Origin of the sequence: Mycobacteroides sp. PCS013 (assembly GCF_049532645.1) — a bacterium.
GTDB lineage: Bacteria > Actinomycetota > Actinomycetes > Mycobacteriales > Mycobacteriaceae > Mycobacterium > Mycobacterium gwanakae.
Genome location: NZ_CP150131.1, coordinates 20,642 through 37,401 on the forward strand (window position 1 = coordinate 20,642; position 16,760 = coordinate 37,401).

Here is a 16,760-nt window from a genome sequence, read left to right on the forward strand (position 1 = left end):
TCACCGCGTCCTATTTGGGGCGCGTTAATCATGTGAGGTGAGTGCAGTGCCAACCGGCAAGGTCAAGTGGTACGACGCCGAGAAGGGCTTCGGCTTCCTGTCGCAGGAGGACGGCGAGGACGTGTACGTCCGGTCCTCTGCGCTGCCTGCTGGCGTTGAGGGGCTTAAGGCCGGTCAGAAGGTCGAGTTCGGCATGGCCGCGGGCCGGCGTGGCCCGCAGGCGCTGAGCCTCAAGTTGATTGACGCGCCGCCCTCTGTGCAGAAGACGCGCCGCGAGAGCAGCGGGCCGGTGAACCACAAGCACACCACCGATGAGCTACACGGCATGATCGAGGACATGATCACCCTGCTGGAGGGCACGGTGCAGACCGAGCTTCGCAAGGGGCGCTACCCGGATCGCAAGATCGCCCGCAAGGTTTCCGAAGTTGTGCGCGCCGTCGCCGCTGAGTTGGACGCCTGACCTGACACCCCTGCGCGCCGAGGATGTGATCGCGGCGCTCGATGCCGCCGGTGACCCCGGCCGGGCCCAGAAATCGGCACGGTTCTTCAAGACCGGGCCGGGCCAGTACGGCGAGGGCGACGTCTTTGTCGGTGTGTCGGTGCCCGATCAGCGTGCGCTGGCACGGCAATTCCGTGGCATCGGACGTGATGCGGTGGTGCGGCTACTGGCCAGTGAGGTGCACGAGCACCGATTGACCGGGCTGATCCTGGCGGTATGGGAGTTCGCGCATGCCGAGGGCGCCGAACGTGACGCGTGGGTGCGGATGTACCTGCAGCAGGTCCGCGGAGGCCGGGTGAACAACTGGGACCTGGTTGATTCCTCGGCTGAGCAGATTCTGGGGGAATGGCTTGTCGGCCAGGACTATTCGCTGTTGCTGGAACTAGCGGCAGAAGATGACCTTTGGCGCCGGCGGGTGGGCATCATCGGCACCTTCGCCTTTACCAAACGCGGTGACGCGCAGCCCCTCCTCGCGGTGGCGCCGCTGGTGATCGACGACCGGCGTGACCTCATCCAGAAGGCCTACGGCTGGATGCTGCGTGAAGTTGGAAAGCGTTGTGGAGCAGATGTTCTCACCAGTTATCTCGATGCGCACGCCGCGGCGATGGGTCGTACCGCACTCGGTTATGCCACCGAACACCTTGATGCCGTGGCACGTGCGGAGTATCGCGCTCGGCGCTAGTTCTGCCAGACTGTGGCCACGGACCAGATTGCGTGGGTGACCTCCAGCAGGTCGCCGGTCTCGGTCTGAACCACCGTCGGGAGCTTGATTTCCAGGCCCAACAGCCGCCGTCCCTCGCTGTCGATCGTCGGGATGGTCACGGCGGTCCGATGGTCGCGGTACACGCTTGATTCGGCCCGTTTGTGGTCGACGTCGTCTACCGGCGCATAGATTCTGGACAACATCCATGGCGCCTGGGCGATGCGCCCATCTACCGAAAGCTGCACGGGTTCATGAGCGTTGACGGCCAACTGGACGGTGTGTCCGGGCGGGTCGCACTGGTCCAGCTTGTTCTTGTCGCAGTACTGATAGGGCGCGGCGTGGATGACGGTGCCGTGGGTGAATGCGCTGATCTCGGGCCGCTCCGCCGGGCCTTCTCTGTGCTCGTGCAGCTGCCAGGCGATGAACCCCACCATCGCGGCAGCGGTCAACACCAGGACGGCGGCAAGTGCCGCCAGTTTTGCCTTCACGCGACTACCTTGCCACCCTCTTGTTCGGCCATCACCGGGCGGTTACCGCCCAGGCCCGGAACGAGGGAGGCGCCACGGAAGCTGGCCAGTGTCTGCGCCAGGCCGAGGATGAGCACCGCGGATATCACCGTGAACCCCACCCACAGATCGGTGTAGATCATCACGCCGATGGCGCCACCGAGTACCCAGGACAGCTGCAGCAGCGCCTCGGAACGCCCGAAGGCCGACGCCCGGGATTCCTCAGGCAGGTCATCTTGCAGCGAGGCATCCAGGGACGCCTTCGCGATGGCGCTGACTCCCGATGTCACCAGCGTCGCGAACACCACGACCGCCAGCACCCCGGTGACCGCCGCCGCGAGCGCCACCACCGTGACCGCACCGGCGCACCGCACGACAAGCAGGGCTGGGCGGCCGAGCTTGAGCCGTGCGCTGGTGGCGTTGCCCGCGAAGTTTCCGATGCCGGCGGCGGCGCCGATCATGCCGAGCATCGCGAGCTGTTGAAAGCCGTGCGCGTCATGGGACTTGGCGACGAAGGCGGGGTACAGCGTGAGGAAACCGACCATCACCTTGATGGTGCTGTTGCCCCACAGCGCGGTGATGATGTTGCGGCCCAGTGGCTGGCGGATCTTGTCTTGCTGCTTGTGGGAGCGCCGGAGCAGGATCGTCGGGTGTTCACCGTCGTCGCCGTGGTAGCCGAAGGTGGTGGGCACCTCACCGGCGGTCACCTCGACCCACTTGGGGATGCGCATGGATGACCAGGCGCCCACCGCCGCCGCGGCCATCACGGCGAAAAGTGCTCCGGGCAACTGGAACACCCGGGTGAACGTGAGCTCGCAGGCCCCGGCGATGGCGCCGCCCACGATGGTCCCGCCGACCAATCCGAAGGTCGTAAGCCGTGAGTTGACGCGCACCAGGTCGATGGTCGGCGGCAGCACCCGCGGCGTCACGGCGCTACGCAACACGCCAAAGGACTTGGACAGCACCAGCATTGACAATGCGCACGGATACAGCACCCAGGGAGGGAAGCTTCCGCTGGCGCCGTCGTAGTTGGCGATCATGATGACGGCCAGCGCGATGCGCAGCCCGAATGAGGCCGCCAACGCCGCCCGGCGCCCGTGTTGCAGGCGATCCAGCGCAGGGCCGATCAACGGGGCGATAACGGCGAACGGCGCGATGGTGATGAGCAGGTACAGCGCCACCTTGCTCTTGGACTCAGCGGTGGCCGCGGCGAAGAAGAGTGTGTTGGCAAGGGCCACCGCCATGGCGGCATCCACCGCGAAGTTGGCCATCACCGGATAGGTGAGCGCGGTCAGGCCAGATTTGTCGGCGCCGTCGGCGGTCGCGGCCTTGTGGAACAACCCGTACATCCGGGAGCCCATCTCACGGCTGCGCATCGCGGCCACCCGGGTGACCGTCAGCTTTGGCGGGATCTCCCGCTCAGGCCGGGGACGTCGTCGCGACTCGTCCCGGCGTTCCTCGCCCAGGGGCGGCAGATACCGGTTCGATGAGCCGCCGGCACGACGAGGATCCCGCTTGGCACCGCCCGTCGGATAGTTGGCCATACCGGGGTGGGAGTTTGCGTCGCGCGGATCCTGATTTCGGCGGCGAGATGGGGAGTCGCTACTGCCTTGGCGGTTCCCGAACCGCGCGTAGTCGTCCCGCACGCATCGATTGTCCCTCACGGTGAGAAGATGGTCAGCGATGGACATCACTATCTCCGGCCGCGACGCCCTCTACACCTGTATCGACCAGGCTCGTACGGCCATCGTCGAGTTCAGTGGGGAGACCGTGGGCAAGTACCTCGGGGCCTCCTCCGAGAGCACGGATCTGCACGCGTTGACCCACCGCTTCGAAGCCGATCTGCCGGGATACCGCGGATGGCACTGGGAGGTGGTGATGGCCGCGGCACCCGGCGCCACCGTCGCGACCGTCAGTGAGGTGGTGCTTGTTCCGGGAACCGAGGCGCTGCGCGCGCCGAACTGGGTGCCGTGGGAGGAGCGCATCCGCCCGGGTGACCTGGGCCCGGGCGACCTGCTCGCCCCGCCGCCTAACGATCCTCGCCTGGTACCCGGATACACCGACAGCGGAGATGCACAGGTAACCGAGACCGCCGGCGAGATCGGGCTGGGGCGTAAGCAGGTGCTGAGCCTGACCGGGCGTGTCGACGCCGCGCAGCGCTGGTTCGACGGCGACTGGGGTCCGGACACCGAGATGGCGCGCGCCACCCGCCGGGTCTGCCGATCCTGCGGCTTCTACCTGCCACTGGCCGGCTCGCTGGGTGTCGCCTTCGGGGCGTGTGCCAACTCGATGTCGGCCGACGGCCGCGTCGTGCACATCGAGTACGGCTGCGGCGCCCATTCCGATACGCCGCAGCCACTCAACGCCGCGATGCCGCTGTACGAGCCCTTCGATGACGGCGTCCTGGATCTGGCGGACTAAACGCCTTCTGCGGCCGCTTTGATCCTGGCCAGCGATGTCCGCATGCCCTCCAGCAGTGCCTCGTCGAACACCTCGGTGCCGCCGAGCATCAGATTCTGCAGGTTGGTGGAGATCGCCGAGCGCTTCTCACCCATCACGCGCCGTTCGGTGACCCTGGTGCCACCGGCCGCGGTGGGCTCCAGCTCGTAGCTCCACTCGCTCAGGTTGTCTTTGACGTGCCAGGCCAGCCGCTTGTTGGGCTCGACGGCAGTCAGCACGGCGCGTGTCGGCCAGACCTTCCAGCCCTTGCGGTTGTAGTTGACGACATTGGTGCCCGCCTGCACAGGACCGCGCACGAACATCTTGCGGGTCTGTGGGCTCCACCGTGGCATGTTGTCCAGGTCGGCGATCAATCCCCACACCTTCTCCACCGGTGCATCGATCTCGACGGCGGTTTCCAGCAGTGATGCGTTGGGCATGAGATTGCTCCTCTTTCCGGGATATTGCGGGGTTGATTCGGCTACAGGCCGGTTTGCGCGCCGCGTGAGCCGCGCCGCACCGCACGAACTTGTAGCAGGACGATGGTGGTGCCCAACGCGCCGGTACCCAGTCCGGCGAGCGTGACGGGACGCCAGCTCTCGAGCGCAGGAATGGTGAAGGCAAGGATGTTGGCAATGAGCCACAGCACTGTGCCTGCGACGACAACCGGCCACGGATTGAGCAGTGCGGCCGGGAGCGGGGGCGGTTGGGGCGCGGGGGTGTCCACTAGATGCGCAGCATACGTGCCACGAACTACACCGGGCTAGGTCCCTGTGAAAGCCCTGGACGTGCCGTAAGGTTTGGGCCGTGAGCGACCCCGATGCCCGGTTGGCCAGCGATCTGTCGCTTGTTGTCATTCGCCTGGCCCGGCATCTGCGGTTCCGGCGCGCGGATTCGCCGGTCTCGTTGACGCAGCTGTCGGCATTGGCGACGTTGCTTAACGAAGGGGCGATGACCCCGGGTGCGCTGGCCGCCCGCGAGCGCGTACAGCCGCCGTCGATGACGCGGGTGATCGCCTCGTTGGCCGAGCTCGGGCTGGTGGAGCGCTCGGCGCATCCGACCGACGGCCGCCAGGTAGTTGTCTCGTTGTCGGAGGCGGGTGCCGATATCGTGCAGGCCGATCGCAGCGCCCGCGAGGAGTGGTTGCGCGAGCACCTGGACGATTTCACCCCGGAGCAACGAGCCGTGCTGCGGCAGGCGACCGACCTGCTGTCGGCGCTGGTCAATGAAAACGGTTAGCTGACAATCTCGTTAGTCTCTAAAATGATTCACCGTGGCTGACCGCGGCGGGATATTCGTATCGCTGCGCACACGTAACTACCGGCTATGGATCAGCGGTCAGATGGTGTCGCTCGTCGGCACCTGGATGCAGCGCGTCGCGCAAGACTGGCTGGTGCTGGACCTCTCGCACGGCAACGCCTTCCTGCTCGGTGTGGTGATGGCGCTGCAATTCGGGCCGACGCTGCTGCTCTCGGTGTGGGGGGGAATGCTGGCCGACCGCTACGACAAGCGCCGGATGCTGATGCTGACTCAGGCATTGATGGCGCTGTTCGCGTTGACCGTGGGGCTTCTGCAGATCACCGGTCTTGTCCGGATCTGGCATGTGATGGCGGTGGCCTTCGCGATGGGATGTGCCGCGGCGATCGAGGCACCCACCAGGCAATCCTTCACCATTGAGATGGTGGGTCCGGAGCATCTGCCCAACGCGGTCGGTCTCAACTCCATGGTGTTCAACCTCGCGGGCATCATCGGGCCGGCGATCTCGGGAGTGTTGATCGGGCTCGTTGGTACCGGCTGGGTATTCCTGCTGAACTTCGTCAGTTTCATTGGTGTGGGTATCGCGTTGTGGCGGATGCGGCCCGCGGAGCTACACCCGAGTGACCCGGTTCCGCCCGCAAAGGGCCAACTGCGTCAGGGCTTTTCGTATGTATGGCACCGCCGCGATCTGTTCATGATCATGCTTACCGTGTTCCTGGTCTCGACATTCGGGCTGAACTTCTCGCTGACACTCGCGGTGCTGGCGCGAGAGACCTTCGGTCGTGGCGCGGAGTCATACGGGCTGCTGTCGACGGCGCTGGCCGTCGGCACATTGTTAGGCGCCACGCTGGCTGCCCGGCGCACCGAGAAGGTGCGTATGAATCTGTTCTACAGCGCCGCTATGGCTTTCGGGGTTTCCGAGGCTGTCGTCAGCGTGATGCCGACCTATCTGTCGGTGGCCGTCGCGCTCATCCCGACGGGTCTGCTTGCGCTGACGTTCACCACGTCGGCGATGAATATCATTCAGCTGTCCGTGGATTCGCAGCTGCGAGGAAGGGTGATGGGCATTTACATGGTGGCTTTCCTGGGCGGCACCCCGCTGGGCAGCCCGTTGGTGGGCTGGCTGGCCGATCTGCACGGCGGACGGATGCCGCTGCTGATCGGCGGGGTGGTATCGGTGGCTGCCGGGCTGACCTGCGCGGTGTATCTGCGCCGTCATCCGTGTCCGGTTGTGGCCGAGGTGGTTCCGGAAGCCGGCCAGATACGTGCCGGGCTGGTTCCGCCTGCTCCGGTCGCTACCCCGGTGTGCGAACCGACGCCGCTGGCGAGGCGGACGTAGATGCTGGTCATCGATATCGACAACGCTGCCGACCCTCGTTTGGACAGCTTCCGCGATCTCAATAGTGTCGACCGCAGGCCCGATCTGCCCAGCGGGAAGGGGCTGGTGATCGCCGAGGGTGTGTTGGTGGTGCAGCGCATGCTGGCGTCACGATTCGCACCTTTCGCACTTTTGGGTACCGACCGTCGATTGACCGAGCTCGCAGCCGATCTCGAGCCTGTCGATGTTCCGTACTACCGGGCAAGTCCCGAGGTCATGGCGGAGGCCGTCGGCTTTCATCTCAACCGCGGAGTACTTGCCGCGGCGAGGCGCCCCGTGGAACTGTCGGCGACCGAACTCATGCAGACCGCGCGCACGGTGGCGGTGCTGGAGGGCGTCAACGACCACGAGAATCTGGGTTCGATTTTTCGCAACGCCGCGGGAATGGGGGTCGATGCGGTGCTCTTTGGCAGCGGGTGCGCGGACCCGTTGTACCGGAGGGCGGTGCGGGTGTCGATGGGGCACGCGCTGCTGGTGCCGTTCGCTCGTCTTCCCGAATGGCCGAAGTCGTTGTACAGATTGCGGGACAACGGATTCCGATTGTTGGCGATGACGCCTGCCGGAGACTCGCGGTCGCTGGCCGATGTGATTCCGCCGCTTCAGAACGAGAGGGTGGCGCTGATGGTGGGTGCCGAGGGACCTGGGTTGACCGACGTGGCTTTGCGTGCCAGCGATTTCCGTGTACGCATCCCGATGGCTAATGGCACCGACTCGTTGAACGTGGCCACCGCTGCGGCGCTGGCGTTCTATGAGCGCGCTAGGCTCGCGCCGTGACCGGCGATAAGCAGCCCGTGCGGCGGGCAACGAGCTCGGCGGAATCCGACACCCCGTGGGTCGAGGGCATCGTCTCGGCGATGTGTGTGGCCGTGGTGGTCGCGGTGGGCGTGGTGGTGCTGAGCCTCGGTCTTGCGAAGGTACATCCGTTGTGGGCAGTGCTACTCAATATTGTTGCAGTGGGCGGTCTTTCGCCAACATTATGGGGTTGGCGGGAACGCCCGGTGTTGCGATGGTTCGTGCTGGGCATCGCGATCGGGATCGCCGGCGGATGGCTGGCGGCCGTGGTGACCGCCCTGATCACCTAGGGTGCGGTCTCGCTAGTTCTGGCCGCTGGAGCGAACCCCGAGCAGCACGTCTTCCCAGGTGGGCACCGCGGGCTTGCTACGCCGTGAGCGGCGCGGCGCGGGAGTCGGCTGGGCGTCGTTGACTTCCTCGACCGGCTCCGGCTCGCGGATGGGCTCGGGCTGCGGCGCGGGGCGCTCGGTGAACAACTCCGGTTCGGGCTCGGGGAGAAGCGGAGCCACCGGCGCAACAGTGCGCAGGCTGCGGGTGAACGTCGGGTCGATGAGCTCGCGGGCGGAATCATCGAGCGCGGTCACTGTGCCGCCATGTGCCCCGGGGGTGAACCGGAAGTGTGCCTTGTTGTCCGACCGGCCCGCACGCCACTGCAGCTGGACGGTCCATCGTCCGTCCTCGACCTTCCAGGCGTCCCACTCGATGGCGTCGGGGTCTAGTCCCCGCGCGAACATTGCGCCGGCCACGGTATCGGCGAGCGAGTTGACGGTGGGGCCGTCGCTGCGGACGGGGTGGGCCGCGGTTGCCATCTCGGCAGCGCGCTGCCGTTCCAGTAACACCGGATGGGCGAACCGTTCGATCCGCGCGACATCGACTCCGGCGGCGGTGGCGACCTGCTGGACGGTGGCGCCGGCCCGGATGCGGGCCTGAATTTCCCGGGGTCGCAACGAGCTCTCCATTTCGATCTGAATCTGCCCGAGGCGGGACAGATCACCCCGGGCAGCTGCACGGAGCCTGTCGTCGGCGTCGATGACGAACTTGTCGCTGCCGTTGGCATCCTGGCAGACCACCCGCTTGCCGTCGGCTGATAGGCCGATGACTTTCAGTTCGCGCACGATGTCCTCCTCGCCCTGGTCTGGATGACCCAGTTCTTGGGACCTTAGTGCAGGTAGAGGGCTATTCCGCGGTGACACGCGGGGGTGTGGGCTACTTGCTTTTACGGACAGTTCGCGCTATGTGACGCATGTGGCAGGTGTTGTTTGCCACTGGTATCGATCGCGCTGACCCGACGGGGCCGGTCTAGCCGGGTAGCGCGGATCCGTCGCAGTTACCCGGCTAGACGCCCAACTGCCTTATGGGCAGGTGACCTCGATTTCGAAAGGCTTCTCGACGGGCTGCATCGGGTTGGCCATGTCGACGCCGGTGGCCGTGCCGCTGATGTTGTACTTCTTCCCGTCCTTCTTCACGGTGGCCTTGCCGCCCGGCGCGCCCTCGGTGTAGCCGAGCGAGACGCCGTTGATGTTGCCGAGGCCCACCGAGGTGACGGAGGGTGAATCGCCATCGCTCAGTACGGCCGCGATGGCCTGGGCCCCGCTGCCGATGCCGATGTTCATCTTGCCGCCAACGGTGCTGCAGGCCACGGACCCTTCGATCTTCTGCTCCTTGCCGTCGATCACGACTTTGGCGGTGCTGTTGGTGGCGACGGCGCCGCCATTGCCACTCACCGTGGTGCTGGACTTATCGCTCGAACAGCCGACCAAACCTGCGGCGATAATCGCCGCGCCGCCAATGGCGACCACAAGCCCACGCTTCATTGCGTTCTCCTTATGTGTGATGGGGGTGGAGCCGAACAGGAGAAGTATGAGGTCGTGAGGGGGTCTGGTCTGCGGAATCGCAGGTATACCTACGTACCCAGATTTGCGATGTCGATACCGGCCGACAGCAGGATCACCGCGACCACAGTCAGGGTGGTCAGTGCGATGGGCCTGCCGCCGTGATGCCAGTGCCCTCGCGCCAGCGCGTGATGGCGCACGGTGCTGATGGCGGCGATTCCGAGTACAACCGCGGTCGCGACCAATGAGGCCACCGCGGTCTGCTTGTGGATGAGCGCGTGGGTCAGGAATACCGCTGCGGCTCCGGCGGCGGCCAACCCGGTGCGAAGCCAGGCCAGCGCCGTGCGTTCGACTGCGTGCGTCTCGGTGTCGGTTCTCATCGGTAGAACACGGCAATCGATGCCAGGATCGCGACGAGTCCGATGCTGACCGCGAGCAAGGGCACCAGCAGGGTGCCCTTGAGGGGCTGGTCCCGATCCATCCGGTCTTTCACGTCGCGCCAATGAACGTATGCGCCAATGGACACCACCACGGCCAGGGCCAGGCAGGACGCCGCCAGTACATGCCGGACCCCGGCGTGGTGAAACGGTTGGACGAGGGTTTGTACTGCCACACCACCGGCGAGCAAACCGAGGGCGGTCCGAATCCAGGACAGGAACGTGCGCTCGTTAGCCAGCGTAAAGCGGTAGTCGATCTCGTGATCTTCGTGCGGTTCCGTCACCCCGACCAACTTACCGAGCGTGAGACCGATGCCCGGACGAGTTGAGCATCACGTCAGATGCGCGCGCGGCGGAGCGCCGTGCCAGCGCGTGTAGGCATGTGTGAACGCCGCGGGTTCGGAGTACCCCAGACGGTCGGAGACCTCTTTCACGGTGAGGCCGTTGGCGAGGAGTTCCTTGGCCAGGGTCTCGCGTACCTCGTCGAGCAGTGCCCGATAGGAGGTGCCCTCGCGTGCCAGCCGACGGTGCAGCGTGCGCTCGGCGATGTGCATGCCCGCGGCGATGTGGCCCATGGTGGGCACCTGCCCGGGGACTCGAAGCAGCTGGTGGCGCACCTCACCGGCGATACCGTCACGGGAACGCCGTTGTTCGAGCAGCTCCTCGCACTGGCGCACGCACAGGGCGGCCGTATGCGGATCGGCGGTCGGCAGCGGTGCCGCCAGCAGCTCGGTGGGGAACACCAGGGCATTTCGGGGCGATTCGAATTCGACGGTGAGTAGTTCGGCCAGGAGGCGCAGGGGTGTATCCGGGCCGCTGCGAAGCTGTACGCGTGCCCCTGTCGGCATCGCGCCGCCGAACAGGATGGGAACTATGCCGGCGATCGCGGCCAGATCGCGTTCCAGTAGAAACCGGCGGACATCGGGCGGGATTTCGCTCTCGTCGAGATCGAAAATGCTGTCCTCGTCGCCGATGGTCAGCGTGAAGCGGTGAAATGTCGAACTGAGCTGGCTGAAACGTAACCCGACCGCGAGCGCGTCGCGCATGGTCGGGCTGGACAGTAGGGCGAATCCCAGGATTCCGGCACTGGCGATTTGATAGCGGGTGCCCACCTCGATCCCGAGCCCCACCGGATCTCCCGTGAGCGCCAACAAGTTCCGCACGATCTGCAGTTCCTGAGCCCCGCCCACGACGGCGTCGGGCCCTACCAGGTCGGCGTCGGTGAGACCCGTCTCCGCCAGGCATGGGCCTGTGCCGTAACCGCGGTCTCTGGCCGCTTCGACGAGGTTCCGTGTCGCGGTGGGTGAGCGCGGATAGTCCCAGAATGGGCGACCACCATCATCGGACACTGTCCGAATTTATCAAGTCTTTGGCGGATGAAGTCATTCAATGCCAGATGTGCGATCAATACGTTCAGGCCATGACAAGGACGTCTGATCACATGTTCGGGCAGGTGGCGGTCATCACCGGCGGTGCCAATGGCATTGGTGCCGAGGTGGTGCGGCAGCTCTCGCGGCGGGGAGCTTCGGTGGCGGTGCTGGATCGGGACGCCGCCCGGGCGGATGCATTGGCTGCTGAGTTGGGGGACGGGGTGGCCGGGTTCGCCGCCGATGTCACCGATCCCGAATCGATCGCCACGGCAATGGACGCTGTTGTCCAACGATTCGGTGGAATCGACATCGTGCTCGCGAACGCGGGTATTGCGGGCCCCATCGCGACGGTCGCGAGCGTTCGGCCGCAGGAGTGGCAGCAGGTGATCGATGTGAACCTGGTGGGCGTGTTCCACACCGCGCGGATCGCTATTCCGCACGTTCGGGCGCGACGCGGATACGTGATGGTGGTGGCCTCTGCGGCAGCCGGGCTTCCCGGTCCGACCTTCAGCGCCTACATGGCCGCTAAGTGGGGTGTTGAGGCACTGGCGCGTGCATTGCGAATCGAGCTGTCCGACAGTGGTGTTGGTGTCGGTATCGCGTATTTCGGGCTGATCGACACCGAGTTGGGTAATTCGATAGCACGCAACCACGGTCTCGGGGCCATCATGTCCACCCTCCCGGATTTTGTTGGCAAGGCTGCTCCCGTCAGCGCCGCCGGCACGGCGATTGTCGAGGGCATTGCACGGCGCAGTCGTCGGGTGTACGCACCACGCTGGGTGCCATTGTTGTTGGACCTAAGGACAGCCGTCTATCACCTGGACGGACTACTCGGTCGAAATAGACGACTGCGGAAGGCGATTCGTGAAGCGGATGCGGGGATAGCGGCATGATGCGCCGGTCACCTTCCGTCGCGATCGTCGGAGCAGGCATGTCCGGTCTGTGTATGGCGGCGATGCTGCACCAGGCGGGCGTTGCCGATATCACCATTCTGGAGAAGGCGGATGAGGTCGGCGGCACCTGGCGAGACAACACCTACCCCGGCCTGAGCTGTGATATCCCTTCTCGTTTTTACCAATTCACCTTTGCGCCGAAGCCGGACTGGACCAGGTTCTTCTCGCCAGGGGGTGAAATCGGTGAGTATTTCCGGCGTTTCGCCACCGAGTTCGATCTTCGCCGACGCATTCGGTTCGGTACCACGGTCACCGAGGCCCGGTTCGAGGACGGCCGGTGGCGGGTGTGGACCGATCAAGGCGATGTCTTTGTCGTCGATTTTTTGATCTCGGCTACCGGCATCTTGCGGGAACCGCGATATCCGGCCATCGACGGGCTCGCCGATTTCCACGGTCCGGTGATGCACTCGGCACGCTGGGACCACTCCTTCGACCCCACGGGGAAACGCGTCGCGGTCATCGGTACCGGATCGACGGGGGTGCAGATCGTCTGCGGCCTCGAACCGGTTGTGGGCGAATTGAAACTGTTTCAGCGCAGCGCCCAATGGGTGGTGCCCGTCCCCAATCCGTCGTACACGAAGCTGGCGGACATGGTGCGTGCCAAGGTGCCGATCCTCAGTGCCGCGGCCTACCACGGCTACCGCAGTGTGTTCGAGTTCCTTGCCGCGGCGTTGGTTCGTCCCGGCTGGCAACGCCGCCTGATTTCTGCGCTGTGCAGGGCCAACCTGCGGACCGTGACGGATCCGGACCTGCGGCGCAGGCTCACCCCGGACTACCAGCCGATGTGCCGAAGGCTGGTGATCTCCGCGGGGTTTTATCGTGCGATGCAGCGTCCCCACGTCGCCCTGGTGGACACGGCGATCGATCACGTCGAACAACAGGGGATAGTGACTGCCGGGGGTCGGCTACATGAGGTGGATGCCATTGTGCTGGCCACCGGATTCGATGCCCATGCTTTCATGCGCCCGATGAATCTCATTGGGCAAGAGGGTCTTACGATCGATGCGCTGTGGTCCGACGGGCCCGTGGCACATCTGGGGGTGGGCCTGCCGGGTTTTCCGAACTTCTTCATGCTGATGGGTCCGCATAGCCCAGTCGGCAACTATTCACTCACCGCGATCGCCGAGCACCAGTGCGAACACATCCTGCGCTGGGTCCGTCGCTGGCAGGACAATCAGATCGACGCGGTGGCACCCTCTGCTGCCGCGACGGCGGCATTCAATGCCGAGATGCGGGCCGCCATGCCGGGCACGGTGTGGGCCACGGGTTGCACCAGCTGGTACCTGGGCAAGGACGGCGTCCCCGAACTGTGGCCATGGACGCCCGATGCGTATCGGCATCGACTGGCAGCCGAGCCGAACCCATCCGACTATGACCTTGTGACGCCGGATGCCAGATTGGTCGAACACCTGCGAAAGTAACCCCTCACAGGAAACTCACAGTGGCGACCCAGTTGTGTCAGAGCGGGGAGCACCATTGTCACTCTTGTGACCAGTGTGATGCAGCCGATCGACACCGCGACGGCACCGACCGCAGTACTCGCGTCGACCCTCGACATCGTGATCCCCGTCTACAACGAGGAGAACGACCTGGAGCGGTGCGTTCGCCGACTGCACGCGTTCCTTGCCAACGAGGTTCCGTACACGGCTCGCATCACCATCGCCGACAACGCCAGTACCGATGGCACCCTGCAGATCGCGCACCGGCTCGCCGCCGAACTCGACCATGTCGACGTGCTGCATCTGGAGGAGAAGGGGCGGGGACGGGCACTGGCCGCGGCGTGGCTGTCCTCGGACGCGGAGGTTGTGGCGTACTGCGATGTGGATCTGTCCACCGACCTCAACGCACTGATGCCGCTTGTCGCACCCCTGATCTCGGGACACTCGGATGTCGCCTACGGTTCCCGGCTCAACCGCAATTCGCGGGTGGTACGCGGGCCCAAGCGCGAATTCATCTCACGCACCTACAACCTGATTCTGCATGCCTCACTGCAGGTCCGGTTCTCCGACGCCCAGTGCGGATTCAAGGCGATCCGCACCGACGTGGCGCGCCAGCTGCTCCCGTTGGTCGAGGACAAGGAATGGTTCTTCGACACCGAACTGCTGGTGTTGGCCGAGCGGGTTGGCCTGCGCATCCACGAGGTGCCGGTCGACTGGGTGGATGACCCGGACAGCCGAGTCGACATCGTCGACACCGTCCGCAAGGACCTGCTGGGCATCTGGCGACTGGGCCGGGCACTCATGCTCGGCACCCTGCCGCTGGAAGAGCTGCGTCACAGCCTCGGGCGTGAACCCCTCGTCGAGGGCGTGCCTGCCGGCATGGTCGGCCAGTTGGTCCGGTTCGGAATCATCGGTGTGGCAAGCACATTGGCTTATGCCTTGCTATTCCTGGTCTTCCACGGAGCGGTGGGGGATCAGGCCGCCAATTTCCTGGCGCTGCTCATCACCGCGGTGCTCAACACCTCGGCCAACAGGTTCTTCACCTTCGGCGTGCGGGGTCGGCGCGACGCGGCCAAGCATCAGTTCCAGGGGCTTGTCATCTTCGGCATCGGGTTGGCCCTCACCAGCGGATCTCTGGTGGCCATGCACCACCTTGTCCCCGACGCCTCTAAGCATCTGTTGCTGATCGTGCTGACCGTGGCCAACCTCGTTGCCACCCTCGTTCGGTTCGTCGGATTGCGGTGGGTGTTCCGAAGCGCGAGCATCCGCTAGTGCGGGAACAGTCCCGGGAGCGGATCAGCGTTGCTCTCCTGCTGATCGGCACCGCGGCGGCGTATCTGGTCAATCTCGGCTCCAACGGCTGGGCCAACTCCTTTTATTCTGCTGCGGTGCAGGCGGGTTCGGTCTCGTGGAAGGCCGCGTTCTTCGGATCGTCGGATGCCGCCAACTCGATCACTGTCGACAAACCGCCGGCCTCGCTATGGCTCATGGAACTGTCCGCGCGCATCTTCGGGCTCAGTAGTTGGAGCATCCTGGTGCCCCAGGTGCTTTTGGGCGTGGCATCGGTCGGGCTGTTGTACGTGACCGTTCGCCGGTACTTCGGTCATGGGACGGGTCTGCTGGCCGGTCTGGTGCTTGCGGTGACGCCGGTCGCGGTCCTGATGTTCCGCTTCAACAACCCGGACGCGCTGTTGGTCTTTCTGATGATCGCCGCGGTATGGGCGATGATGCGCGGTATCGAGGATGGCCGCACGCGCTGGCTGCTTCTGGTCGGCGCGCTGGTCGGATTCGGCTTTCTCACCAAGCAGCTGCAGGTGCTGCTCGTCATCCCGCCCATCGCGCTGACGTATGTGATCGCCGCGCCGGTGGGTGTGGGGAAGCGATTGGCGCAGCTTGCCGGATCGGCTGCCGCGGCGGTGGTTTCGGCAGGCTGGTGGATTGTCACGGTGGAGCTGTGGCCCCCGGGCTCGCGCCCATGGATCGGCGGATCGCCCGATAACTCGATTCTGGAGCTCACCCTCGGCTACAACGGGTTGGGCCGGCTCAACGGCAACGAGAAGGGCAGCGCGTCCGGTCCGCGCGACGAGATGTACGGCTTCGGTGGCCATTTCGGGAGCGAACCGGGCTTCGGCAGGTTGTTCCAACCGGCGCTCGGTGGGCAGATCGCCTGGCTGCTCCCGACGGCGGTGGCCCTGGCGGTGCTGGCTTTGGTCTTGCTGCGCAAGGAATCCCGAACGGACACACGCCGCGCGGTGCTGATTGTTTTCGGGTTGTGGGTGCTCACCACCGGCACCGTTTTCAGCTATATGCAAGGAATCTTCCACCCCTACTACTCGGTGGCGCTGTCGCCTGCGGTCGCCGCACTTGTGGGGGCGGGATCGTCCATCACCTGGCGAGAGCGTGAACGATCTTGGGTGCGTTGGTCTTTGGTGGCCGCGCTATTGCTCACGGTGGTGATGGCCTGGATCTTGCTGGGGCGTTCCCCGGAGTTTGTGCCCTGGCTGCGCTGGGTGATTCTGATCCTGGGGCTCGTCGCTGTCGTCGGCCTGGTCCTGAACAGGTATCCCAAGGCTGTCGCCGCCGCCGCGCTCATCGTGGCGTTGGCCGGCCCGGTCGCATACTCGGTCCAGACCATCGCGACTCCACATAGTGGTGCGCTTCCCTCGGCCGGGCCCGAGGTCAAGGGCGGCGGATTCCCCGACTTCCCGGATATGCCCGGGCGAGAGCATCGTCCGGAATTCGAGGCCGGCTCGAAACGTGGCGGAGGTCTGCTCGACGGCAGTGATCCGGGCCCCAAGATTGTTGCCGCGCTGGAGGCCAACGCTGACCGCTACACCTGGGTGGCTGCTGCCGTCGGCTCCAACAAGGCGTCGGGCTATCAGCTGGCCACGGGCCGTCCGGTGATGCCTATCGGTGGATTCAACGGGACCGACCCGTCACCGACGCTGGCGCAGTTTCAGCAATACGTGGCCGACGGGCAGATCCATTACTTCATCGATGGGGAGGGCGGTGGCCATGGTGGCGAGGGATTCAGCCCCCCGGGCAGTGAGACCTCGAAAGCCATCCAGGAGTGGGTGCAGCACACGTTCGCCAAACAGACCATCGACGACGTCGATGTCTACGACCTCACGGTGCATTAGCACCCGGTCGAGTGG

At 65.3% G+C, this 16,760-nt stretch carries 20 protein-coding genes; 11 read left to right on the forward strand and 9 right to left on the reverse strand.

Translation table 11 applies throughout. The annotated features are described in order from the left end of the window. The first annotated feature begins 46 nt into the window (after positions 1–46). Both RHO23_RS00110 and RHO23_RS00115 read left to right on the forward strand, forming a co-directional pair. Complete coding sequence (locus RHO23_RS00110) at positions 47–460, forward strand: cold-shock protein (RefSeq protein ID WP_030094326.1); 414 nt, start codon at positions 47–49, stop codon at positions 458–460. Between the two features lie 28 nt (positions 461–488). After that, positions 489–1,181 carry a DNA alkylation repair protein gene (locus RHO23_RS00115; protein ID WP_070917209.1) on the forward strand — a complete coding sequence of 231 codons (693 nt, stop codon included), beginning with the start codon at positions 489–491 and terminating at the stop codon, positions 1,179–1,181. Here RHO23_RS00115 and RHO23_RS00120 read toward each other — a convergent pair. Both RHO23_RS00120 and RHO23_RS00125 read right to left on the reverse strand, forming a co-directional pair. Further along, positions 1,178–1,690 carry a DUF2771 domain-containing protein gene (locus tag RHO23_RS00120; protein ID WP_030094328.1) on the reverse strand — a complete coding sequence of 171 codons (513 nt, stop codon included), beginning with the start codon at positions 1,688–1,690 and terminating at the stop codon, positions 1,178–1,180. The two genes, RHO23_RS00115 and RHO23_RS00120, sit on opposite strands and share 4 nt — an antisense overlap. Then, positions 1,687–3,354, reverse strand: coding sequence for an MFS transporter (locus tag RHO23_RS00125; RefSeq protein ID WP_101312406.1), 1,668 nt, complete (start codon positions 3,352–3,354; stop codon positions 1,687–1,689). Before RHO23_RS00125 ends, RHO23_RS00120 begins: the two co-directional genes overlap by 4 nt. A gap of 37 nt (positions 3,355–3,391) precedes the next feature. On the opposite strand from RHO23_RS00125, the gene RHO23_RS00130 reads away from it, so the two are divergent. Further along, positions 3,392–4,129: a DUF3027 domain-containing protein gene (locus tag RHO23_RS00130; RefSeq protein ID WP_030094330.1), complete on the forward strand. Its 738-nt coding sequence runs from the start codon at positions 3,392–3,394 to the stop codon at positions 4,127–4,129. Here RHO23_RS00130 and RHO23_RS00135 read toward each other — a convergent pair. Together RHO23_RS00135 and RHO23_RS00140 are read right to left on the reverse strand one after the other, a co-directional pair. Then, positions 4,126–4,587, reverse strand: a complete 462-nt coding sequence (locus tag RHO23_RS00135; protein WP_046252616.1) for an SRPBCC family protein — start codon at positions 4,585–4,587, stop codon at positions 4,126–4,128. The genes RHO23_RS00130 and RHO23_RS00135 overlap by 4 nt on opposite strands. Before the next feature lie 41 nt (positions 4,588–4,628). Continuing rightward, positions 4,629–4,874 carry a DUF2530 domain-containing protein gene (locus tag RHO23_RS00140; RefSeq protein WP_423488487.1) on the reverse strand — a complete coding sequence of 82 codons (246 nt, stop codon included), beginning with the start codon at positions 4,872–4,874 and terminating at the stop codon, positions 4,629–4,631. 80 nt (positions 4,875–4,954) lie between these two features. On the opposite strand from RHO23_RS00140, the gene RHO23_RS00145 reads away from it, so the two are divergent. The 4 genes from RHO23_RS00145 (at position 4,955) to RHO23_RS00160 (ending at position 7,864) form a co-directional block, all read left to right on the forward strand. After that, on the forward strand, positions 4,955–5,386 hold the full coding sequence (locus RHO23_RS00145; protein WP_030094333.1) for a MarR family winged helix-turn-helix transcriptional regulator: 432 nt from the start codon (positions 4,955–4,957) through the stop codon (positions 5,384–5,386). A 34-nt stretch (positions 5,387–5,420) separates the two neighbouring features. Then, positions 5,421–6,743 (forward strand): MFS transporter, encoded by a 1,323-nt coding sequence (locus RHO23_RS00150; protein WP_423488488.1) that lies wholly within the window; start codon positions 5,421–5,423, stop codon positions 6,741–6,743. Next, positions 6,744–7,556: a TrmH family RNA methyltransferase gene (locus RHO23_RS00155; protein WP_064407863.1), complete on the forward strand. Its 813-nt coding sequence runs from the start codon at positions 6,744–6,746 to the stop codon at positions 7,554–7,556. A gap of 80 nt (positions 7,557–7,636) precedes the next feature. Continuing rightward, positions 7,637–7,864: a DUF2537 domain-containing protein gene (locus tag RHO23_RS00160; protein WP_044104505.1), complete on the forward strand. Its 228-nt coding sequence runs from the start codon at positions 7,637–7,639 to the stop codon at positions 7,862–7,864. 12 nt (positions 7,865–7,876) lie between these two features. Here the strand turns inward: RHO23_RS00160 and sepH are convergent, their stop codons facing one another. The 5 genes from sepH to RHO23_RS00185 all read right to left on the reverse strand — a co-directional run bounded on the left by sepH (position 7,877) and on the right by RHO23_RS00185 (position 11,192). Then, on the reverse strand, positions 7,877–8,689 hold the full coding sequence (sepH, locus tag RHO23_RS00165) for a septation protein SepH (RefSeq protein WP_064407864.1): 813 nt from the start codon (positions 8,687–8,689) through the stop codon (positions 7,877–7,879). A gap of 237 nt (positions 8,690–8,926) precedes the next feature. Continuing rightward, on the reverse strand, positions 8,927–9,388 hold the full coding sequence (locus RHO23_RS00170) for a lipoprotein LpqH (protein ID WP_070918479.1): 462 nt from the start codon (positions 9,386–9,388) through the stop codon (positions 8,927–8,929). An 89-nt stretch (positions 9,389–9,477) separates the two neighbouring features. Then, positions 9,478–9,786, reverse strand: a complete 309-nt coding sequence (locus tag RHO23_RS00175) for a DUF202 domain-containing protein (protein WP_423488489.1) — start codon at positions 9,784–9,786, stop codon at positions 9,478–9,480. Continuing rightward, positions 9,783–10,127, reverse strand: coding sequence for a YidH family protein (locus tag RHO23_RS00180; protein WP_030094340.1), 345 nt, complete (start codon positions 10,125–10,127; stop codon positions 9,783–9,785). Before RHO23_RS00180 ends, RHO23_RS00175 begins: the two co-directional genes overlap by 4 nt. Before the next feature lie 48 nt (positions 10,128–10,175). Continuing rightward, positions 10,176–11,192, reverse strand: a complete 1,017-nt coding sequence (locus RHO23_RS00185; RefSeq protein WP_423488490.1) for an AraC family transcriptional regulator — start codon at positions 11,190–11,192, stop codon at positions 10,176–10,178. Positions 11,193–11,263: 71 nt separating this feature from the next. Here RHO23_RS00185 and RHO23_RS00190 point away from each other — a divergent pair, with 71 nt between their 5' ends. The 4 genes from RHO23_RS00190 to RHO23_RS00205 all read left to right on the forward strand — a co-directional run bounded on the left by RHO23_RS00190 (position 11,264) and on the right by RHO23_RS00205 (position 16,745). Next, complete coding sequence (locus RHO23_RS00190) at positions 11,264–12,106, forward strand: short-chain dehydrogenase/reductase (protein WP_423488491.1); 843 nt, start codon at positions 11,264–11,266, stop codon at positions 12,104–12,106. Continuing rightward, on the forward strand, positions 12,103–13,587 hold the full coding sequence (locus RHO23_RS00195) for a flavin-containing monooxygenase (protein ID WP_423488492.1): 1,485 nt from the start codon (positions 12,103–12,105) through the stop codon (positions 13,585–13,587). Before RHO23_RS00190 ends, RHO23_RS00195 begins: the two co-directional genes overlap by 4 nt. A gap of 66 nt (positions 13,588–13,653) precedes the next feature. Beyond that, complete coding sequence (locus RHO23_RS00200) at positions 13,654–14,877, forward strand: bifunctional glycosyltransferase family 2/GtrA family protein (protein WP_081346275.1); 1,224 nt, start codon at positions 13,654–13,656, stop codon at positions 14,875–14,877. Continuing rightward, a complete protein-coding gene (locus RHO23_RS00205; RefSeq protein ID WP_081346341.1) occupies positions 14,877–16,745 on the forward strand; it encodes a glycosyltransferase family 39 protein in 1,869 nt (622 codons plus the stop codon). The genes RHO23_RS00200 and RHO23_RS00205 overlap by 1 nt, the downstream gene beginning before the upstream one ends. Positions 16,746–16,760 lie beyond the last annotated feature (15 nt).